This window comes from Streptomyces sp. NBC_00572 (assembly GCF_026341815.1).
Classification (GTDB): domain Bacteria; phylum Actinomycetota; class Actinomycetes; order Streptomycetales; family Streptomycetaceae; genus Streptomyces.
On record NZ_JAPENX010000001.1, the window covers coordinates 3395979 to 3417242 of the forward strand.

18 protein-coding genes are annotated in these 21264 nt (G+C 72.8%); 12 read left to right on the forward strand and 6 right to left on the reverse strand.

Annotation, left to right across the window (positions count from 1 at the left end):
- The first annotated feature begins 67 nt into the window (after window positions 1-67).
- The 3 genes from OG514_RS15795 to OG514_RS15805 are packed head-to-tail and all read left to right on the forward strand — an operon-like array spanning window position 68 to window position 2927.
- The gene (locus tag OG514_RS15795; protein ID WP_266895054.1) at window positions 68-1639 is read left to right on the forward strand and encodes an AMP-binding protein; all 1572 of its coding nucleotides are present in this window, start codon (window positions 68-70) and stop codon (window positions 1637-1639) included.
- Entirely contained in the window at window positions 1636-2361 is a 726-nt protein-coding gene (locus tag OG514_RS15800) for an enoyl-CoA hydratase family protein (protein WP_266895056.1), read from the forward strand. Before OG514_RS15795 ends, OG514_RS15800 begins: the two co-directional genes overlap by 4 nt.
- Window positions 2349-2927: a TetR/AcrR family transcriptional regulator gene (locus OG514_RS15805; RefSeq protein WP_266895058.1), complete on the forward strand. Its 579-nt coding sequence runs from the start codon at window positions 2349-2351 to the stop codon at window positions 2925-2927. Before OG514_RS15800 ends, OG514_RS15805 begins: the two co-directional genes overlap by 13 nt.
- A gap of 30 nt (window positions 2928-2957) precedes the next feature.
- Here the strand turns inward: OG514_RS15805 and OG514_RS15810 are convergent, their stop codons facing one another.
- Entirely contained in the window at window positions 2958-4013 is a 1056-nt protein-coding gene (locus OG514_RS15810; protein ID WP_266895060.1) for a M4 family metallopeptidase, read from the reverse strand.
- 370 nt (window positions 4014-4383) lie between these two features.
- Between OG514_RS15810 and OG514_RS15815 the strand changes: the two genes are divergently transcribed.
- Window positions 4384-5427: an isopenicillin N synthase family oxygenase gene (locus OG514_RS15815; protein ID WP_266895062.1), complete on the forward strand. Its 1044-nt coding sequence runs from the start codon at window positions 4384-4386 to the stop codon at window positions 5425-5427.
- Between the two features lie 137 nt (window positions 5428-5564).
- Here OG514_RS15815 and OG514_RS15820 read toward each other — a convergent pair whose 3' ends face one another.
- Window positions 5565-6665, reverse strand: a complete 1101-nt coding sequence (locus OG514_RS15820; RefSeq protein WP_266895064.1) for a citrate synthase 2 — start codon at window positions 6663-6665, stop codon at window positions 5565-5567.
- A 263-nt stretch (window positions 6666-6928) separates the two neighbouring features.
- On the opposite strand from OG514_RS15820, the gene pdxH reads away from it, so the two are divergent.
- From pdxH to OG514_RS15840, 4 genes are all read left to right on the forward strand, one after another.
- Window positions 6929-7558, forward strand: coding sequence for a pyridoxamine 5'-phosphate oxidase (gene pdxH, locus OG514_RS15825; RefSeq protein ID WP_266900863.1), 630 nt, complete (start codon window positions 6929-6931; stop codon window positions 7556-7558).
- A 223-nt stretch (window positions 7559-7781) separates the two neighbouring features.
- Window positions 7782-9104: a PAS domain-containing protein gene (locus OG514_RS15830; RefSeq protein ID WP_266895066.1), complete on the forward strand. Its 1323-nt coding sequence runs from the start codon at window positions 7782-7784 to the stop codon at window positions 9102-9104.
- A gap of 54 nt (window positions 9105-9158) precedes the next feature.
- On the forward strand, window positions 9159-10037 hold the full coding sequence (locus OG514_RS15835) for an isocitrate lyase/phosphoenolpyruvate mutase family protein (protein WP_266895068.1): 879 nt from the start codon (window positions 9159-9161) through the stop codon (window positions 10035-10037).
- A gap of 256 nt (window positions 10038-10293) precedes the next feature.
- Complete coding sequence (locus tag OG514_RS15840) at window positions 10294-11577, forward strand: serine hydrolase (RefSeq protein WP_266895070.1); 1284 nt, start codon at window positions 10294-10296, stop codon at window positions 11575-11577.
- On the opposite strand, the gene OG514_RS15845 is transcribed toward OG514_RS15840, so the two are convergent.
- Window positions 11574-12341, reverse strand: a complete 768-nt coding sequence (locus tag OG514_RS15845; protein ID WP_266895072.1) for an SIS domain-containing protein — start codon at window positions 12339-12341, stop codon at window positions 11574-11576. The two genes, OG514_RS15840 and OG514_RS15845, sit on opposite strands and share 4 nt — an antisense overlap.
- 185 nt (window positions 12342-12526) lie before the next feature.
- Between OG514_RS15845 and OG514_RS15850 the strand changes: the two genes are divergently transcribed.
- On the forward strand, window positions 12527-13216 hold the full coding sequence (locus OG514_RS15850) for a metal-dependent transcriptional regulator (RefSeq protein ID WP_266895074.1): 690 nt from the start codon (window positions 12527-12529) through the stop codon (window positions 13214-13216).
- Between the two features lie 95 nt (window positions 13217-13311).
- Here the strand turns inward: OG514_RS15850 and OG514_RS15855 are convergent, their stop codons facing one another.
- Window positions 13312-14079, reverse strand: coding sequence for a hypothetical protein (locus OG514_RS15855; RefSeq protein ID WP_266895076.1), 768 nt, complete (start codon window positions 14077-14079; stop codon window positions 13312-13314).
- 493 nt (window positions 14080-14572) lie between these two features.
- Between OG514_RS15855 and OG514_RS15860 the strand changes: the two genes are divergently transcribed.
- Window positions 14573-15634, forward strand: coding sequence for an alpha/beta fold hydrolase (locus tag OG514_RS15860; RefSeq protein ID WP_266895078.1), 1062 nt, complete (start codon window positions 14573-14575; stop codon window positions 15632-15634).
- 114 nt (window positions 15635-15748) lie between these two features.
- Window positions 15749-16972: an FG-GAP-like repeat-containing protein gene (locus tag OG514_RS15865; RefSeq protein ID WP_266895080.1), complete on the forward strand. Its 1224-nt coding sequence runs from the start codon at window positions 15749-15751 to the stop codon at window positions 16970-16972.
- Window positions 16973-17098: 126 nt separating this feature from the next.
- On the opposite strand, the gene OG514_RS15870 is transcribed toward OG514_RS15865, so the two are convergent.
- Entirely contained in the window at window positions 17099-17533 is a 435-nt protein-coding gene (locus OG514_RS15870) for a VOC family protein (RefSeq protein ID WP_266895082.1), read from the reverse strand.
- A 329-nt stretch (window positions 17534-17862) separates the two neighbouring features.
- Between OG514_RS15870 and OG514_RS15875 the strand changes: the two genes are divergently transcribed.
- A complete protein-coding gene (locus tag OG514_RS15875) occupies window positions 17863-18726 on the forward strand; it encodes an alpha/beta hydrolase (protein ID WP_266895084.1) in 864 nt (287 codons plus the stop codon).
- Window positions 18727-18739: 13 nt separating this feature from the next.
- Here OG514_RS15875 and OG514_RS39365 read toward each other — a convergent pair whose 3' ends face one another.
- Window positions 18740-21169 (reverse strand): MFS transporter, encoded by a 2430-nt coding sequence (locus OG514_RS39365; RefSeq protein ID WP_323181547.1) that lies wholly within the window; start codon window positions 21167-21169, stop codon window positions 18740-18742.
- Between the last annotated feature and the right edge of the window lie 95 nt (window positions 21170-21264).

The following is a 21264-nucleotide window of genomic DNA, read 5'->3' on the forward strand; positions in this document are numbered from 1 at the left end:
AAGTCGTACCGACACGCGCGATCCTGGCGACCACCTTCCACCTCTCCCACCTCCCCAGGGGGCTTGCATGGTGTTCCACAGCGAGTACGAGGCCGTCTCCACCGTCTCCCTGCCGATCCACGACGCGGTGCTCGGCGGCGCCGCGGAGCGGGGTGACACACCCGCGCTGGTCGACGGGGCAGGGGAGTTCACCCTCACGTACGGGCAGGTCGACGCCTTTCATCGGCGGGTCGCCGCCGGGCTCGCCGAGGCCGGGGTGCGGAAGGGGGACGTGCTCGCGCTGCACAGCCCCAACACCGTGCTCTTCCCCGTCGCGTTCTACGCCGCCACGCGGGCGGGTGCCTCCGTCACGACCGTGCATCCGCTCGCCACGCCCGAGGAGTTCGCCAAGCAGCTCCGCGACTCCGCCGCTCGCTGGATCGTCACCGTCTCCCCGCTGCTCCCCTCCGCCCGCGCGGCGGCCGAACTCGCGGGCGGGATCGAGGAGATCTTCGTCTGCGACGAGGCGCAGGACGGCGTCCGCTCCTTGCAGGCCTTCCTCGGGTCCACCGGCCCCGTCCCCGAGATCGACGTCGACCCCGACGAGGACGTCGCCGCGCTCCCGTACTCCTCCGGCACCACCGGCGTCCCCAAGGGCGTGATGCTCACCCATGCGTCGATCGCCACGAACCTCGCCCAGCTGGATCCGGTCATCCCGATGGGGCCCGGCGACCGGATCCTGGCGGTCCTTCCCTTCTTCCACATCTACGGGCTCACCGCCCTCATGAACGCGCCCCTCCGTCAGGGCGCCACCGTCGTCGTCCTCCCCCGCTTCGAGCTCGACACCTTCCTCGGCGCCATCCAGAAGCACCGCATCAACGGCCTCTACGTCGCCCCGCCGATCGTGCTCGCCCTCGCCAAGCACCCGGCCGTCGCCGACTACGACCTGTCCTCCCTGGAGTACATCGTCAGCGCCGCCGCCCCGCTCGACGCGGCCCTCGCCCAGGCCTGTTCGGCGCGGCTCGGGCTGCCGCCGGTCCTCCAGGCGTACGGCATGACCGAGTTGTCCCCGGGGACGCACGTGGTCCCGCTCTCCGCAGAGAACCCTCCGCCCGGCACCGTCGGCAAGCTGCTGCCCTCCACCGAGATGCGGATCCTGTCCCTCGACGACCCCTCGAAGGACGCGGCGCCCGGCGAGGACGGCGAGGTCGCCATCCGGGGGCCGCAGGTCATGAAGGGGTACCTCGGCCGGCCCGACGCCACCGCCGCCATGGTCGACGCCGACGGCTGGGTGCACACCGGCGACATCGGCCGGGTCGACGACGACGGCTGGCTGTACGTCGTCGACCGCGTCAAGGAACTCATCAAGTACAAGGGCTTCCAGGTCGCCCCCGCCGAACTCGAAGCGCTCCTCCTCACCCACGAGGGGGTCGCGGACGCCGCCGTCATCGGCGTCACCGACGCGGACGGCACCGAGATACCCAAGGCCTACGTCGTACGCCAGGCCGCCGCGCCCGGCCTCACCGCCGAGGACGTCATGGCACACGTCGCCGCCCGGGTCTCCCCGTACAAGAAGGTCCGCAGCGTCGAGTTCATCGAAGCCGTGCCCCGGGCAGCGTCCGGGAAGATCCTCCGAAGGGAACTGAGGGACCGCGCATGACGACACTCGTGACATCGGCCGAGGAACGGGGCATCACCACCCTCGCCCTCGACTCCCCGGCCACCCGCAACGCGCTGTCGGCGGCGCTCGTCACCGAGCTCGCCGACGCGCTCACCGCCTGCGGAAAGGACCCCGCGGTCCGGGCGGTGGTGCTCACCCACACCGGCGGCACGTTCAGCGCGGGCGCCGACCTGAAGGCGCCGCCGAGCCCCTACGCCTTCGTGGATCTGCTCCGGCAGATCGTCGAGCTGCCGAAGCCGGTGGTCGGACACGTCACGGGGCACGTACGGGCCGGCGGCCTCGGGCTGCTCGGTGCCTGCGACGTCGTGGTGGCGGCGGAGGCTGCCGACTTCGCCCTCACCGAGGTGCGGATCGGGGTCGCGCCGGCCGTCATCTCCCTCACCCTCCTCCCGAAGCTGGAGCCGCGCGCGGCGGCCCGGTACTACCTGACGGGTGAGCGGTTCGGGGTGGCGGAGGCGACCGCCATGGGACTCGTCACCGACGGCGAGGAGGCCCTACCCGGCATCCTCGACTCCCTCCGGGCCGCCTCCCCGCAGGGCCTGCGCGAGGCGAAGCGCCTGGTCACCGCTAGAGTCCTGGAGACCTTCGAACGCGACGCGGAGGACCTGGTGCAGAGGTCGGCCACGCTCTTCGCCTCCACCGAGGCGCGCGAGGGGATGACGGCCTTCCTCGAACGACGGGACCCCGCATGGCGGCTGTGACCGCACCCAAGCAGGACAGGAGCCGCGCCACCCGGCAGCGGCTCCTGGAGGCGGCCGTGTCCTGCCTGGCCGAGCACGGCTGGGCCGGTTCCACGGTCGCCGTCGTCGCGGAACGGGCCGGCGTCTCCCGGGGCGCCGCCCAGCACCACTTCCCGACCCGTGAGGACCTGTTCACGGCCGCCGTCGAATACGTCGCCGAGGAGCGCTCGCAGGCACTGCGTGCCCTGCCGTCCCGGGACCGCCACGAGGCCGTCGCCGCGCTCGTCGACCTCTACACCGGGCCCCTGTTCCGGGCCGCCCTCCACCTGTGGGTCGCCGCCTCGGGCGAGGAGCAGCTCCGCACGCGCGTGACCGAGCTGGAGGCCCGCGTCGGCCGCGAGTCGCATCGCATCGCCGTCGAGGTCCTGGGCGCCGACGAGTCCCGCCCCGGCGTCCGCGAAACCGTCCAGGGGCTCCTGGACATGGCCCGCGGCCTGGGCCTCGCCACCCTCCTGACGGACGACCGCGCCCGCCGGGAACGGGTGGTCTCCCAGTGGGCGCGGCTGCTGGACGAAGCACTCGCGTAGGTACGACAGGCCTGAGGGGGCAGAAAGGCCCTAGACCCCCGGGATCTCCCGCGCCCGGAAGGCGTCCCGTACGGCGTTCGCCGCCGACGTGCCGTACATCTTCTGTGCCGTCTCGACGGTCTTCCGGGCCGCGTCGCCGAAAGTCGTGTCGGGCGCGAAGCCGAACTGGGCGTTCACGATGATCCGGTCGGCCGTCCGGGCGCCGAGCGAGGTGCGGATGTCGAGGAGGGCGCGGGACCAGATCTCGCCGTCGGCGTGGACCTCGCCCTCAAGGTCGGCGTACGTCTTGGTGCCGTCGATCCGGCGGAGGCAGTGCGGCGCCTCGCTGTAGCCGGTCGCGTCCCAGTCGGCGACGCAGGCCGCGTCCGCCTTCATCGCCCAGCCGTACTTCTGGACGGCGTGGGTGCCGACCTCCACGGCCAGGTAGTCGCCGAAGGCCTCGCCGATCGCGCCGGCCTCCGGGGTCGTCCCGAAGCCGGGGACCTGCGCGTTGTGCACGGCGTGGCCGTACTCGTGCACGATCACCTCGGCGTCCTCGGCGTCGTCCACCCCGCCCTTGCCGAAGCGGATCTCGGCCTTCTTGTCGGTGAAGAAGGAGTTGTCGGCGCCCCACTGGTTGAGCCGGACCGGCTGCACCCGGTCGTTGGCCCCGGGCAGCTCGGTGCCGAAGCCGAGCCCCTGCAGGTACTCCTGTGCCTCGTTGACCCAGAAGTACGCCATGACCTGCTCGAACTGGTCGTCGGAGCGGTTGTAGGCGGCGGCGCCCGCGACGGTGGCGGGCTTGCCCGTCTCGGACCGGACCGCGACCCAGCGGCCGGACAGGCCGCCGCTCGCGTCGAGGTTCCGCAGCGCGACGGTGGCGTACGCGGAGGCGGGGACGTCGCTCGCCGCGTCCTTGTGGTCGGTGAGGGACTGGTCGCCGGTGGCCTGGACCGGGTTCACCATGAAGACGCGGGCCTGGGGGAGCGGGGAGGCCGCCTGGGGGAGGGCGGAGGCGCCGGCGGCGGGCAGCAGCGCGACGGTGGCCGCCGTGGCGGCGGTGGCGACGGCTGCGGCGAGCAGGCCGCGGGACGGGCGGCGGGTCATGGACATCCTCCTGCGTAGGGATGCTGCGACGAGAAGCTTGACGTGCGCGTGACACGTGTGGCGGCGATCTTCGCGTACGGCCGCCTCTTTGAACACCCCTGAGTCCCGGGAGTCAGGACGTGACCCGGGCCACAGTCGATCCACCGCTCCCGCAGTACTCTGGTCGCATGCCTACGCTCGTACGCCGTCGCCACGTGGACTTCGTCCGCGTCACGAGCATGAGCTGTCGCCGCTCCGCCTGACCCCCAAGGGGCACCACCACCGCCCCCATTCGGGTCCCTCGTTCAGAGCCCAAGCCGACCGGCACCCGTGGCCCCCGCCCCACCCTCGGCGGCCGCCCCGGGCACCCGTAGACCCCGCGGACGCACACATGACTCGCAGCTCGTACCCCTCGCAGCTCCCCATCGTCGACCTCTCGGCCGCAGACCGTGACCCCCAGGCCCGGCGCCTGCTCCACGCGCAGCTGCACTCCGCCGCGCACGACGTCGGGTTCTTCCAGCTCATCGGGCACGGTGTGACCGAGGCCGAGACGCGGGCGCTGACGTCCGCGATGCACGCCTTCTTCGCCCTGCCCGAGGCCGACCGGCTGGCCCTCGACAACATCAACTCGCCGCACTTCCGCGGCTACACCCGCATCGGCGACGAGCGCACCGCCGGCGCGCGCGACTGGCGCGACCAGCTCGACATAGGCGCCGAGCGCCCCGCGCGCACCCCCGCGCCCTGGGAAGCCCCGTACTGGTGGCTCGAAGGCCCCAACCAGTGGCCGGAGGTCCTCCCCGAGCTGCGGACCGCCGCCCTGCACTGGATCGATCGGCTCAGCGGGGTCGCCGAGCGGCTGCTGCGCGAGCTGCTCGTCTCGATCGGCGCGCCCGCCGACTTCTACGACGACATCTTCGGGCCGCGCGCCCATCCGCACCTCAAGCTGGTGCGCTACCCGGGCAGCAGCGGCGAGGGCGACGACCAGGGCGTCGGCGCGCACAAGGACTACGGCTTCCTCACCCTGCTCCTGCAGGACCAGGTGGGCGGGCTCCAGGTGCAGCGCGAGGACGGGAACTTCCACGACGTCCCGCCGCTGCCCGGCGCGTTCGTCGTGAACCTCGGCGAGCTGCTCGAAGTGGCGACCAACGGCTATCTGATCGCCACCAACCACCGGGTCGTCTCGCCGCCCGGGGCGACCGAGCGGTACTCGGTGCCGTTCTTCTACAACCCGCGGCTCGACGCCCGGATCACTCCGCTGGCCTTCCCGTACGCGGAGTCCGCGCCCGGCGTCACGGCGGACCCGGCGAACCCGCTGTTCGCCGAGTACGGCCGCAACGAGCTGAAGGGCAAGATGCGGGCCCACCCGCTGGTGGCGGCCCGCCACCACGCGGACCTGCTGCTGCACCCGGAGGCGCAGCCGGCGCTGTCGGCGTAGGCGGTGGGGCGGCCGGGGGCCGCGGCTGCGCCTGCGGCCCGCGGTTTCCACGGCTTTCGCGACCTACGCGACGACGGCCCTGACTGTGCGGGTCGGGCCGTCGCCGTGTGCGTCGCGGAAGGCGGTGGAAGGCGGGCTCAGCCCGCGATGTCCTCGTAACCCTCGATCTCGCGCGGGTTCCGCTGGCCGGGGCCCGTGTAGCGGGCGGACGGGCGGACCAGGCGGCCGGTGCGCTTCTGCTCCAGGATGTGCGCCGACCAGCCGGCCGTACGCGCGCACGTGAACATCGAGGTGAACATGTGCGCCGGGACCTCGGCGAAGTCGAGGACGATGGCCGCCCAGAACTCCACGTTCGTGGCCAGGACGCGGTCGGGGCGCCGGTTGTGCAGCTCCTCCAGCGCGGCCTTCTCCAGTGCGGCGGCCACCTCGTAGCGGGGGGCGTCCAGCTCCTTGGCCGTCCGCCGCAGCACGCGCGCGCGGGGGTCCTCGGCGCGGTAGACGCGGTGGCCGAAGCCCATGAGGCGCTCGCCCTTGTCGAGGGCCTGCTTCACGTACGCGGTGGCGTCGCCGGTCCGCTCGATCTCCTCGATCATGCCGAGGACGCGCGACGGCGCGCCGCCGTGCAGGGGGCCCGACATGGCGCCGACGGCGCCGGAGAGGGAGGCGGCCACGTCGGCGCCGGTGGAGGCGATGACGCGCGCGGTGAACGTGGAGGCGTTCATGCCGTGCTCGGCGGCGGACGTCCAGTAGGCGTCCACGGCCTTGACGTGCTTCGGGTCGGGCTCGCCGCGCCAGCGGATCATGAAGCGCTCGACGACGGACTCGGCCTTGTCGATCTCGCTCTGCGGGACCATGGGGAGGCCCTGGCCGCGGGCGGACTGGGCGACGTACGAGAGCGCCATGACGGCGGCGCGTGCGAGGTCGTCGCGGGCCTGCTCGGCGGAGATGTCGAGGAGCGGTTTGAGGCCCCACACGGGGGCGAGCATCGCGAGCGCGGACTGGACGTCGACGCGGATGTCGCCGGAGTGCACCGGGATCGGGAAGGGCTCGGCGGCCGGCAGGCCCGGGTTGAAGGCGCCGTCGACGAGCAGCCCCCAGACGTTGCCGAACGAGACGTGACCGACCAGGTCCTCGATGTCGACGCCGCGGTAGCGGAGGGCGCCGCCTTCCTTGTCGGGTTCGGCGATCTCCGTCTCGAACGCGACGACTCCCTCAAGCCCGGGTACGAAGTCGGACATCAGGCGGCTCCTCTATCGATGATCGATCAACCGAGTGCTGGTCGATGGGGGGGACGGTGGGGATGCAACAGATGGTGGGGATTCAACAGCAGTCCAGCCCAAGAGTCTGTACGGTTCCGATGATGCGGGGAAGCGTGACATCCGGCACACTGCGCCGATCCGGCGAGTAAGGATTGACGGCACGCGGTGCCGGGCAGACTGGGGCGCTGCGGCAGGATGGCCCCGTGACCGATCCTGTGAACGATGCCCTGGATCCCGCCGACATGCGCGAGCAGTACCGCACCACGGAGCTGTCGGCGTCCGACCTCGCGCCCGAACCGATCGCGCAGTTCGCCCGCTGGTTCAAGGAGACCGCCGCGAACCCGGCGATCCACGAGCCGAACGCGATGATCGTCTCCACGGCCACCCCCGAGGGCCGCCCGTCCTCCCGCACGGTGCTCCTCAAGCACTACGACGGGGCCGGCTTCGTCTTCTTCACCAACTACGACTCCCGCAAGGGCGCGGAGCTGGCGGCCAACCCGTACGCCTCGCTGCTCTTCCCCTGGCACCCGCTGGCCCGCCAGGTCATCGTCACCGGCCGCGCCGAGCGCATCGGCCGCGACGAGACCGTCGCCTACTTCCGCACCCGCCCGCACGGCTCCCAGCTGGGCGCCTGGGCGAGCCGCCAGTCCTCGGTGATCGACTCCCGCGCCGAACTCCTCGCCCGCTACGGGGAACTCGCCGCCCGCTACCCCGAGGACGCCCAGGTCCCGGTCCCGCCGGAGTGGGGCGGCATCCGGGTCGTCCCGGACGCGGTCGAGTTCTGGCAGGGACACGAGAACCGCCTCCACGACCGTCTGCGGTACGCCCGCGAGGGCGACGAGCAGTGGCGCGTGGAGCGCCTGGCGCCCTAGCGGCGCGGCTCGCGCCCCGGCCCGTGGAGCGCCTGGCGCCCTGGCGGCGCGGCCCGCGCCCCCGGGCCGTGGCGTGCGCGCTCCCCGCGGCCGCCCCCGTGGGTTTGCGTGCTCGTCTCCGCCGCGCAACGATTTCGGTGAACCCGATGTGTTCTGGGTCACGTTCCAGTTGAATGGTTTGCACCAGGGGGAGTGCCAGGGTGAGGCCGGGGGGATTGCCGGGATGAGTGCTTTCACGGGGTCCGCGAGCGAGACCGCTTCCGTTCCCGGGGCGGGGGCCGATCTGCTGGCCGCGCTGCTCGACGGGATGGACGCGGCGCTCTGCGCCTTCGACGCGGACGGGACGATCACGCACTGGAACCGCGAGGCCGAGCGGATCCTCGGCTGGTCCGCCGCCGAGGCCGTCGGGCGGCGCGGGTTCGAGGGCTGGGCGGCGCGGAGCGCGGACGCGGAGGAGACCCTGCAGCGGCTGATGGGGGCCATGAAGGGCCCCGGGCGGCAGGTCCACGAGCTGGCGCTGCTCCGCAAGGACGGCGGCCGGGTGCTCGTACGGAGCCAGGCCGCCGGGGTGCGAGGGGCCGATGGCGCTCCGGCGGGGGTGTACTGCGCGTTCAGCGAGGTCCACGTCCAGCTCGACCTGGAGCGTTCGGTGGCGCTCAGCGAGGCCCTGTTCGAGGACGCCTCCTGGGGGGTCGTCCTCGTGGACGCCGATCTGCGCCCCGCCATGGTCAACGGCCACGCGGCCCGCGCCTTCGGAACCGGGCGTACGGCCCTGCTCGGGCGCCCGCTGGGCGATGTCGTCGTGCACGGGGCCGAGGAGCTGGAGGGCGCGCTCCAGCACGTACTCGCGGAGGGCACGCCGCCGGCGCCCGCCGAGGTGTGGGTGACGCTGCGGACGTCGGAGGGGGAGCGGCGCCGGTGCTGGCGCAGCGGCTTCCTGCGGCTGTCCTCGCCGATGGCGGAGGAGCCGGTGCCGCTGGGGGTGGCCTGGCTGTTCCAGGACGTGACGGAGGAGCGGCTCGCGGCGCGGGAGGCGGACCGGCTGCGGTTCCGGTGGAGCCAGCTGCACCGGGCGGGCGCGGCGGCGGCCGAGTGCGAGGACCCGGCGGAGGCGGCGGCGGTGCTGCTCGACTTCGCCCTGGCCGGCTTCGCGGACCACGCCCTGGTCGACCGGGTCGCGGGCGAGCGGCGCCTGACCCGGACCCTGGCCACTCCGGCGGGCGCCCCGGGCCCGGCCTCGCCGGTGGTGGGCGGCGGCATCCCGCTGCGGTACGGCCCGAGGCACCCGGCGCTCCAGGCCTGGGACCGGGCGGGCACGGTACGGGCGAGCGCGGGCCGGACGGCCGAGGTGTGGGCGGAGGCCCATCAGTGGCCCGGCGACGCGGCCCACGCGGTCTGCGTGGCCCTGCGCTCCCGGGGCCGCACGCTGGGCGTGGTGACGTTTCTGCGGGCGGCGTGCCGGCAGCCCTTCGAGCGCGAGGACGTGGTCTTCGCGGAGGCGGTGGTGTCCAGGGTGGCGGCGGCGCTGGACCTCGGGAGGGGCTGAGTCCGCGCGGGGAAATTCCCGGCCGCGGGTCCGGCGCCGTGATGGGATCCGGCCATGACGACTCCGAAGACCCCCACGATTCCCGTGCTTCCCACGCCCTCCGCGGCCCTTCTCGACAAGGCACGGCTGTTCCGCTCCCTGCACGTGCCCGGCCGCCCGGTGGTCCTGCCCAACGCGTGGGACGTCGCCTCGGCGCGCGTCGTCGCGGACGCCGGGGCCCCTGCGGTGGCGACGACCAGCGCGGGCGTCGCGTGGTCGCTCGGCCGCGGCGACGGTGATCACCTGGGCCGGGACGAGGCGCTGGCCGCCGTCGCCCGTGTCGCGGCGTCGGTCGACGTCCCGGTCACCGCCGACGTCGAGCGCGGCTACGCGGACGATCCGGCCGGGGTGGCCGAGACGGTACGGGGCGTCCTCGCGGCGGGTGCCGTCGGCATCAACCTGGAGGACACCCTGCGCCCGGACGCCCTGCGCCCCGTGGCCGAGCAGGCCGCCCGGATCGCGGCGGCGCGCGGGGCGGCGGACGCGGCCGGGGTCCCGCTCTTCGTCAACGCCCGCATCGACACCCACCGGATGCCGCCGGGGGACCGTGCGGCCTGGCTGGACGAGACGCTGTCCCGGGCCGCGGCCTACGCGGCGGCCGGAGCGGACGGGATCTTCGTCCTGGGCGCGCTGGACGCCGCGACGGTCGAGCGCCTGGTGGCCGCGTCGCCGCTGCCGGTGAACGTCGCGGTCGGCCCGGGGACGCTGGCCGTGGCGGAGCTCGCGGCGGCGGGCGTGGCCCGGGTGAGCGCGGGCTCGTCGATCGCGGAGGCGGCGTACGGGCTGGCCGGGCGGGCGGCCCGCGAACTGCTGGAGCGGGGCACGGCGAAGGAACTTGAGGGCGGCGCCGACTACGCCACCCTGAACACCCTGCTCCTGACCGCCACCGACTGACCGCCACCGACTCACTGCCATCGGCTGGCTGCGACCGACTGACCGTCATCGACTGGCTGCCACCGACAGGGCCTGACGGCGATCGGTGCCCGCCGTCCGACGATCGGCGCGTGACCGGTGCGCGATGTCCGACGGACGGCGGGCGACCCGGTCCGGGTGGCCCCGTGAGGATGGTCGTCATGAACCCCGAACTCGAAGTGTTCGCACCGTTCTTGACCCGAACGGACCTCGCCGACCCGATCGAAGGACGTACGCCGTGAAGCTCCGGTCGAAGAAGATCCGACTCGTACTGTGCGCCGGTGTGGCCGCGCTCACGGCCTGCGTGGGTACGGTGGCGGCCGCTCCCGGCCCGGACGCGGCGACGACCGGGCCCGCCCGTGTCGATCCCGCGAAGCTGAGGTCCGCCATGGACGGTGTCCATCGGGCGGGCGTTCCGGGGGTGTTCGGCGAGGTGCGGGACGCCGGCCGGACCTGGCGCGGAGCCTCCGGGGTCGCCGACCTCGCCACCGGCCGGCCCGTCGACCCCGGGATGCGTCAGCGCATCGCCAGTGTCACCAAGACCTTCACCGCGGCCGCCGTCATGCAGCAGGTCGAGCGGGGCCGGATCGAACTGGACGCGCCCGTCGGTGACTACCTGCCGGACCTGGTGCCGGGGGAGCGGGGCAGGCGGATCACGGTCCGGATGCTCCTCAACAACACCAGTGGCATCCCCGACTACGTCCCGTACGCGTTCCCCTCCCTTCAGGAGAACTCGCCCACGAGCCTGGACGACAACCGGTTCCGGGAGTTCCGCCCGGCCGAGCTGATCGCACTGGGCCTCGCGGCGCCGCCCACGGGTGAGCCCGGCGGCCCCGTGGGCGTCTACTCCAACACCAACTGGCTGCTGCTCGGCCAACTCCTGGAGCGGGTGACCGGCACCACCGCCGAGCGCTACATCACCCGCCACGTCATCGAGCGCGCCGGGCTGCGGCACACGGGGTTCCCGGACGGGCCCCGGATCGACGGGCCGCACCCGCGGATGTACGAGGCCATGTTCGGCCTGCTCGATCCGCCGCGTGACTACAGCGTCTACAACATGTCCTGGACGGGGACGGGCGCCGGCCTCGTCGCCACCATGGAGGACCTCAACCGTTTCTACGCCGAGCTGCTCGGCGGCAGGATCGTCGGCCGTGCGTCGCTGGCGGAGATGCAGCGCACGATCCCGGTCCGCGCCCTGGACGGGACGATGATCAATTACGGCCTCGGCCTGCACAAGGTCGTCGTTCCCGGCTGCGGCACCTTCTGGGGCCACGACGGCTCGGTCTGGGGAGCCGGGACCATCTCCCTGATCAGGGCCGACGGCAGGCGTCAGATGTCGATCGCGGTCAACCTGCAGCGGTGGAACGAGCGGGACTCCGAGGGGATCCCGCAGCCCCACCCCATCGACGGCGCCCTGCGGACGCTGTACGGGCGGGCGCTGTGCGGCACGGACACCTTCGAGCCCGTGCCCGTGCCCGTGCCCGTGCCGGGGCCTGCGTCCGAGCCCGCTCCCGCCCTCTAGTGCCGGTAGAAGATCCGGTCGCCGTACTCCGTCATCACGCGGCCGTTCCACTCGTGGCCGCCGTCGACGTTCCCGGACCGCAGCAGCGGCGGCTCGATGCCGCGGCGGACGAGGTCCTCGGCGGCGGCGGCGAGCGTGGCCTGCATGAGGGCGCTGGTGACGACGGTGGACGCGGGTGCGAAGGGGGCCTCGATGCCCTCGTGGGTGAGTTCCGCGTCCCCGACGGCGATCCGGGAGTCGAGGACGATGTCGCAGTGGTCCTTGAGGTAGGTGCCCGAGACGTGCCGGGACTTCGTCTCCGTCGCGTAGGCCACCGACGTGACGCCGATGACGGTGAGGCCGAGCGCGCGGGCGTTCATCGCCATCTCGACGGGCAGGGCGTTGCGCCCGGAGAGGGAGATGATGATCAGGACGTCCCCGGCCTTGGCGGGGGAGGAGTCCAGGACCGCGCCCGCGAGGCCGTCGACCCGTTCGAGGGCGGAGCCGAGCGTCGCGGGCATGACGTCGACGCCGACGACACCCGGGACGACCAGCAGGTTCATGAGGGCGAGGCCGCCCGCCCGGTAGACGACGTCCTGGGCGGCGAGCGAGGAGTGGCCCGCGCCGAAGGCGAAGAGCCGGTTGCCGTTGGCGACGGCCTCGGCGATCGCGGCGCCCGCCTCGGCGATCTCGGCCGAGTCGCCGTCGCGCACCTGCTGGAGCAGGCCGATCGCGGCGTCGAAGAACTGTCCGGCCAGCTTGCTCTCGCCCGCGCTGTCGCCCATTCCAGAAGCTCCTTCTCGTCGCCGTCACGTCGTCGCGTCATGTCGTGGTCGTGCCCCGGTCGCCGATCACGGTGCGGTCTGGACCATTGCTCTGTCAATACCGCCTTCGCCCGGTGAGGCCCGGTTGTCGGCGCGATGCGTCAGAATTGGTGCAGGGCCAGCGCACGACTCATCGAGGGGCACGTATGTCCGGACTGATCGACACAACGGAGATGTATCTCCGCACCATCCTCGAGCTTGAGGAGGAAGGTGTGGTCCCCATGCGTGCCCGGATCGCCGAGCGGCTCGACCAGAGCGGCCCAACGGTGAGCCAGACGGTGGCCCGGATGGAGCGCGACGGCCTGGTGGCCGTCGCCAGCGACCGGCACCTGGAGCTCACGGACGAAGGCCGCCGCCTCGCCACCCGCGTCATGCGCAAGCACCGCCTCGCGGAGTGCCTGCTCGTCGACGTGATCGGCCTGGAGTGGGAGCAGGTGCACGCCGAGGCCTGTCGCTGGGAGCACGTGATGAGCGAGGCCGTGGAGCGGAGGGTCCTGGAGCTGCTGCGTCACCCGACGGAGTCGCCGTACGGGAACCCGATCCCGGGCCTTGAGGAGCTCGGCGAGAAGGCGGAGGCCGAGGCCTTCCTCGACGACTCGATGGTCTCGCTCGCCGAGCTGGACGCGAGCGAGAGCAAGACGGTGGTCGTCCGCCGGATCGGCGAGCCGATCCAGACGGACGCCCAGCTGATGTACACGCTGCGGCGGGCGGGCGTGCAGCCCGGCTCCGTGGTGTCGGTGACGGAGTCCGCGGGCGGCGTTCTCGTGGGCAGCAGCGGCGAGGCGGCCGAGCTGAACGCGGACGTCGCGGCGCACGTGTTCGTCGCGAAGCGCTGAGGCTTCGCAGCTTTCGTACGGAGTGGGGGCGCCCTGTCGGCCGGTGAACGGACCGGTGGGGCGCCCCTTTCGGCTTCCGGGGCAGCGGTTTCCGGTCAGATGTAGGGGGCGAGGACGCCCCACAGGCCGAGGGAGAGGATTCCGAGCGCGAGGGCGCCGCCGGAGGTGTGCTTCAGCACGATCATGAAGACCGTCTCGCGCGCGGCGTGGCGGGCCGGCTTCTCCGGGTCGTAGACGACGTGGATGTTCTCCGTGACGCGGTGGGGGGCGTCCTGGCTGTGCTCGTTGCCGCTGGTGTCGGTGAAGGTGTAGTGGCGGGCCTTCTTCCCGTTCGGGTAGTAGGCCCGCCTGGCCACGACGGTGATGCCCCGCCGGGCGAGGACCGCCTTGTCGATGACGCTCATGACCACGGCGAAGGTGGAGAGCAGGCCGACGAGCAGCGCGAGCAGTCCGGCGAAGGCCGCCAAGCCCATGCCGCCGCCGTGGGCCGCCGCGGTCCACCAGACGTAGCCGACGTAGGCGGCCAGGGCGGCCGCACCGCCCGTCCACGCCTGCCACATCTTGAGGATGAATCCGCCTTCCTCGGTGGTGACCAGGGCGCTGCCGGCCGGGTCCCTCTCCTCGGGCAGGGCGTTGTTCAGGGCGGTCAGGAATGCCGTGGTGGCGTAGGCGTTGCCGCCCTCGATCCGGTGGACCGCCCGGTCCGTGAGCACGATCTCCAGGGCTTTGTCACCGCGGGGGTGGACCTCCTGGACGGCCGCCAGGGGGATGCGCGTGATCAGCCGGTCCCGACTGATGGTGAGCAGGCCGGGGTCGAGGATCGCATCGGTGTCCCCCTTCGTGAGGACCTGTGAGCTGAGCATGACCAACTTGACCCCCTGCAGGGGTCATTGGTTGTACGCGAAGGGGGTGACGACCGCCGTGCGCCCCGTTTTACGCCGGAATGGCTACGCCCGCGCCCTCGCCGTGCCACGCTGGGTCGCAGTGGTCCGATAGCGGGGGTCGGGCGAGGCGATACCGGGGAGGGGTGGGGTGGTGCGGCGAGTGGATACGGTGCGTCGGGTGCCGTCCGTCCGGGTGGCCCGCGGGCCCCGGACAGCAGAGGGCCCCGGCGCCCTTGGGCGCCGGGGCCTGTCCTCCCCTGTGCTGACCTGGAGCCCCGAGCTCTCAAGGTCATCCCCTCGGACCGTTTTTCCCCGAGCGGTCCGCCTCCCGTTCAAGATCTCCCCTCGGCAGCGGTCGTCAATCCTTGAGCCCTGTCACTCGAACGAGGGGTGTTGCGCGGCAGGAGCGCATTTTCGAATGCGAGTTCGATAGTCTGGCGTGGTTCGAAGGCAAGAAGAGGGGGTGCCAGGGATGGCGCGACGACTCGACGTCACCGGGGCCGACGGCGTACGGCTGGCGGCCTGGGACTTCACGCCCGGGACCGCCCCGCAGGCCGGCCCCGGGGTGTTACTCCTCCACGGCCTGATGGGCCACGCCGCCCATTGGGCCCCGGCGATCAGCCGCCTCACGGCAGCGGCCGCCCGCCCTGACACCGGATCCCCCGGCATCGGGCTCCCCGGCCCCGGCGTCCCCGTCCCCGGATCCTCCGGCATCGGGCTCGGCCCCGGCCCCTTCGACACCGGAGTGCCCCGACCCGGCCCCGGCGCCCCCGCCATCACGCTCCCCGCGCCCGGAGCCCCCTCCGTCCTCTCCGCCTCCTCCGTCCCTCGCCGCCCCGGGCCCCACCCCCGCACCATCGCCCTCGACCAGCGCGGCCACGGGCACAGCGAGAAGCCCCCCGGCGGGGTCTTCACCCGCGAGGCGTACGTGGCGGACGCGGCCGCCGCCGTCGAGCAGCTCGGTCTCGGCCCTGTCACCCTGATCGGCCACTCCATGGGCGCCCTCACGGCCTGGCAGCTCGCCGCAGAGCGCCCCGACCTCGTTCACGCCCTGGTCATCTGCGACATGCGTGCCTCGGCGCTCGGCGCGGCCTCGCAGCGCGAGTGGCGGGACTGGTTCCGCCGCTGGCCGGCCCCGTTCCCTTCGCTCGACGCCGCCCGCAGCTGGTTCGGCGAAGAGGACCCGTGGGTGGAGCGGCCCAACCCCGCCCGGGGTGCCTTCTTCGCCGAGGTGATGGCCGAGCACCCGGACGGCTGGCGCCCGGTCTTCGACCCGGAGCAGATGCTGACCTCCCGAGAGACCTGGGTGCACGACGCCCACTGGGAGTCGCTGGCCCAGGTCCGCTGCCCGACGCTGGTCGTCCGCGGCCTGGACGGCGAGCTGGGCCGTGCCGAGGCGCAGGAGATGGTCCGGGTGCTGCCCCGCGGGGCGTATGCGGAGATCCCCGACGCGGGCCACCTCCTCCACTACGAGCACCCGGACGCCTGGCGCGAGGCGGTCGGACCCTTCCTGAACGGCGTCCTCACCTCGTAGACCGCCCTCCTGGGGGGAAGGGCGACCCCCCTCCGGGCGCGAGAGCCCGGCAGGGTACGGTCCCTCTCGCGGCGCGTTCGAGGCCTTCTCCGCGCCGCCTCAGGGAGGAACTGCATGCGCACATCTCTGCTGCGGCGCCTGGCCACGGTGGCCACGGCGCTGGGGCTCAGCTCGGCCGGGCTCCTGGGCGCGGGCGCCGCGCCCGCCCAGGCCGCGATCAGCGACTGCCCGTCGGGCTACTTCTGTGCCTGGAAGACCGACAACGGCACCGGCACGATGTACAAGACGAACACGAGCGTGGCGACGCTCGGCGGCTGGGACAACACGTTCCGGTCGGTCGTGAACCGCACGAACAAGTTCGCCTGCCTGTACGACGACGCCAACCACGGCCTCGAAGGCAACGTCGGCGTCATGGACCCGAACCCCTCGGGCACCGAGTGGGGCGGTCCCGGCAGCAACTCGGTCAGCTCGGTGAAGTTCGTCCCCACCGAGCGCGAGTGCGCCATGGACCCGTACCCGGTCTGGCACGCGGGTGAAGCCACCAAGGCGGCCGGTTTCGGCGACCTGAACGCCGACCGCACGTCGGACATCCTCGTCCGCGACAAGGCGGGCCGCCTCTGGTTCCTGCCCGGCAACGGGACGGGCAAGCTCGTCGGCGCGGGCGGCTGGAACGTCATGAACGCCCTCACCCGCCACGGCGACTTCACCGGCGACGCCCGCGAGGACGTCATCGCCCGCGAGACGGCCACCGGCAAGCTGTGGCTCTACCCCGGCACCGGCACCGGCAGCCTCGGCGCCCGCAAGCTCATCGGCAGCGGCGGCTGGAACGTCATGAACAGCATCACCGCCTTCGGTGACCTGTCGGGCGACGGCCGCTCGGACGTCCTCGCCGTCGAGAAGTCCACGGGCAAGCTGTGGCTCTACCCGGGCACGTCCACGGGCACCCTCGGCGCGCGCAAGCTGATCGGTGCGGGTGGCTGGAACGTCATGAACACCCTGGCGGCGCCGGGCGACATGAACGGCGACGGCAAGGCCGACCTGATCGCCCGCGAGGCGGCCACGGGCAAGCTCTGGCTCTACCCGGGCAAGACCGGGGCCCTCGGGGCCCGCGTCCTGATCGGCGCCGGCGGCTGGAACGTCATGGCCTCCCTCCTCGCCGTCGGCGACTTCGAGGGCGACGGTCACAACGACCTGGCCGCGATCTCCGGCAGCAGCTACTCCTCCAACGTGTTCCGCGGCGAGGGCGCCCTGGTGCTCTACTCGGGCACCGGCACGGGCAAGCTCGAAGCGGGCTTCCCGGAGACCGACAGCTGGTGGAACCTGAACGGCGCGTTCTGATCCGCCGCGTCTGACGATGGAAGGCCCCCATCCCCGAACTCGGGGGTGGGGGCCTTCGCCGTGGGAGGAGTCAGCCCCGGCCTTCGCCCCAACCCGGGCTGACGTCCGGGGTCGGGGATCGGCCGCTCAGTCCAGGCAGAACTCGTTGCCCTCGGGGTCGGCCATCGCGATCATCGACTCGTCCATGGCGTTGGCCTCGAACCGGTACAGCTCCTTCGCTCCCAGCGCCTCCAGCCTGAGGGCCTCCTCGGCCAGCGCGGCCATCCGCTCGTCCCCGGTCAGTCCGGGCGCGGCGCGCACGTCGAGGTGCACGCGGTTCTTCACCGTCTTGCCCTCCGGGACCTTCTGGAAGTACAGGCGAGGGCCCTTGCCCGCCGGATCCGTGATGGCGGCCCGGAGGTTCTGGAGCTCGGGAGGTACGCCCTGCGCCGTCAGCGCGGACGGCCAGTCGGCGAAGCCCTCGGGCGGCGGCTGGGTGCGATAGCCCAGCGCCGCGGCCCAGAACTCCGCCTGGGCGCGCGGATCGGCGCAGTCGTACGTCACTTGGATGTCCCTGGCCATGCTGCCGCCTCCGACCGCTCGTCACTGCACGCGATCTTGCCCTGGTCGACCCCAGGGGCAAACTCAGCTGCGCTCGTCGCCCATCCCTTCCTCGGTCGGGTCGGGTGAGGAAGTGAGCACCAGCGCCGTCCGGGGCGCACGGCCGTTAATTGCCCGACGTCCTCCAGCTCCTGCTGCTACGGTCGCACGCATGTGTTCCGTCATCCACAACTGGCAGGCCCTGCGCGGTCGGTCGACGCGCTGACCGCGATGCCGGCCGCCGCCGGCACGGGGTCCCACGCCCAGGTTCACCGCTCACACTTCGCCTCAGGATGACGAGGATCTTCACCATGCGCGCAGACTCGCGCCCCGTTTTCGTATGCGTTCACGGCGGCTCCAGCAACGCACGGGCCTGGGGCCCGCTGCAGAACGAGCTGGCCCTGCTCGGTTATCGTTCGCACGCCGTCGACCTGCCCGGTCACGGCGACCTCGCCGACACCCCTGCCGCCTACTACCGGCAACCCCAGGACGTCACGGCCCTCGCCGCCGCGCCCTCCGCGCTGCGCGGGGTCACGCTGAAGGACAACGTGCGCCACGTGGTGGACACCCTGCGGCGGCTCGCCGCGTCGGGGCCGATCGTCCTGGTCGGCAACAGCCTCGGCGGCCTGACGATCAGCGCCGTCGCCAACACCGCACCGGAGCTGCTCGACCGGGTGGTCTACCTCTCCGCGCTCTGCCTCAGCGATCCGGCCATGCTCACCGAGCCGTGGGACGTCGTCGACGACAACCTCCTGGACGCCGCAGTGGCCCGGATCGCCGTGCCGGGCGTAGGCGATCCGGGCGTCGTCCGGCTGAACTGGCGGGCCGCCCACTCCGATCCGGACGTGTTCGCGGCGCTGAAGGCCGCCGTCATGGCCGACTCGACCGACCACCAGTTCCGGCTGCTGCTCGACTCCCTGGACCCGGACGAGACCTACTCGGCGATGGAACCGGGGGCGCTGGTCCGGGCCGACACGTGGGGGCGGGTGCCGCACACGTACGTCCGGCTCACCGCCGACCGGAGCCTGCCCCTGGCGGTCCAGGACCACATGATCCGCACGGCGGACGCGCTGACCCCGCACCACCCCTTCGACGTGCACACCCTCACGGCCTCGCACGTAGGCTACTTCAGCCGTCCACGCATCTTCGCGGACCTCCTGACGAACCTCGTCTGAAGCGTCCCTCTCCTCACGGCCGGTGGTTCGGCGCGAGCTGTACGCCGGTAGGGACAAGGTCCCTGCCCGTCACCATGAGGCCGGCGATCAGGGCCGCGAGGAGGGTGCAGAGGACCGCCCACCAGGGAGGTGCGCCGACACTGCCGACCAGCGCCGCGCCGAGGCCGCCGCCCACCGCCTGAGCGGTGAGGAGGGCGGCCGAGGCGCCGCCCGAGTGGCGGTGGAGCCCGGTGGCGGTCCCGGCGGCCGTCACGGTGGCGAAGATCGGCATGAAGGCCAGGCCGGCACCTAGGCCCGCGAGGGTCATGGACAGTTGCAGCCCCATTCTTCCGACGCCGCTCTCGATGCCGACGATGCCCAGGGCCACCCCGAGCGGTGTGATCACCAAGCCCGCGACGATGAGGACGCGGGGCGCCACGGAGCGGTTCAGCAGACGGGGGGCGATCAGGGAGGCGCTGATGGCGATCGCGGCGACCATGGGCAACATGGCCAGCCCGGCCCCGGACACGGAGTGGTCGAGGGACCACATCAGGATGCGGGCCAGGGCCGGGACCAGGGCGAGGACGCCGGCGCCGGCGAGCACCATCGTGAGGAAGCCGCCGAGCCTGTTGCGCTCCTTGAGGACGTACGACGGAAGGAGCGGGTTCGACGCGACGCTCTGCCGCCACAGGAACGCCGCGCAGAGGAGGAGACCCACCACGAGCGGGCCCACGACCAGGGCGTTGTTCCAGTTCGGCGAGGCGTTGGCGAAGCCGTAGCCGAGGGCGGCGACCCCGAGGGCGCTGAGCAGGACGCCCGGTACGTCGAACCGGGTACCAGTGCGGTCCAGGCGGTCCGTGAGGTCGTGCGGCAGGACGCGCGTGGCGGCCAGGGCGATCAGGGCGAGGACCGTGACGACGGCCAGGTCCACGCCCAGGCCCGTCGATCCGGTCGTGACCATCTGGAGCACCGGCCCGCCGAGGCTGACCGTGGCGTAGACCCCGAACGCCTTCCTCCGTTCCTTCGGTTCGGGGAAGGCGGTGGTCACCAGGGCGAGCGCCGCCGCCGTCACCAGCGCGCCGAAGCCGCCCTGCAGGGCGCGGGCCGTGATCAGCACGGCGGGGTAGTCGGCGCCGCCCGTGCCGCCGAGCACCGCGGCCGCCGCGAGTCCCGAAAGCCCGATGACCAACGTCCGTCTGCCGCCCACGCGGTCGGCGAGGTGCCCGCCGAGGAACAGCAGTGCGGCGAAGGCGACCCCGAAGACGTACGACTCCGGGCTGTCACGCTCGTAGTGGTCCAGATGCGCGGTCGTCGCCCCGAGCAGCGCCGCCAGCTGTGCCAGCACGATCACCGCCAGGGTTCCCCGACGGCGGGGGGACGGAGCGGGTACGCCGTGGGCCGGAGCGGTCGGGGCGGAGGCGGAGAAGGGGGGCGGGGTGGAGGCGGGAGCGGAGACGGGGGTCGGGGTGGACGGGGTGGTCGGGGTGTACGCAGGGGAGGCCGGGGTGCCGGAAGCCGGCTCCGTCGCGGGCGAGGTCGGGGGTGCTTCGGCACGAGCCGCAGGAACGTAGTCCAGCAACTGGGCCGCATGGCGCCCCAGTTGGACCAGCACCTCCCCCGGAAGCCAGACCCCGCCGTCGTCCCCGCCCGTCTGTGCGGCGATCTGCGGAGGAGTGGGCCGCTTGGCCGGGTCCTTCTCCAGGCAGGTACGTACGAGACCGAGGAGGGAATCCGGTACGTCCGTGAGGTCGGGCTCCTCCTCGGCGACCCGGAAGAGGTGCGCGTTCAGGCCGGTGTCGGTGGCGCCGAAGAGGAGACGCCCGGTGGAGGCGTACACGAGGACGGCACCGAGGCAGAACACATCGCTGGCAGGGGTGAGTTCGAGGCCCCGGACCTGCTCCGGCGACATGAAACCGGGCGAGCCGATCAACATGCCGGTGCGGGTGTGCAGGCTGTCGCCGGCCAGGCTGTCCATCGCCCGCGCGATGCCGAAGTCGATGACGCGGGGCCCGTCCACCGTCACCAGGACGTTGGACGGCTTGAGGTCGCGGTGGATCAGGCCCGCGTCGTGCACGACCTGCAGCGCGAGCGCGAGCCGGTTGGCGAGAACGCGCACCGAGTGCTCGGGCAGCGGGCCGAAGTCGCGGGCGACGACGGTGGTCAGGTCGGGCCCGGCGATGTACTGCGTGGCCACCCACGGCACCGCGACCTCGGTGTCCGTGTCCGCGTCGAGGACATCCGCCGTCCAGTTCCCGCCCACCCGCCGGGCCGCCGCCACCTCGCGGGCGAAGCGCCTGCGGAACTCGGGCTGGGCGGCGAACTCGGCCTGTACGACCTTGACCGCGACCGTACGGCCCATGTCGGAGCGACCGAGGTAGACCAGCCCCATACCGCCCGCCCCCAGGCGGGCGATGAGGCGGTACGGGCCCACGTGCGTCGGGTCTTCAGAGGTCAGCGCGTCCACGTCGGAAATCTAGCCGAGGCGTTCGGCGCAGGCTGGTGAACGGATGATCTCGCGGCCTGCGGGGGCCGGGAGGTCTCGCACGGTGTTCAATGCCA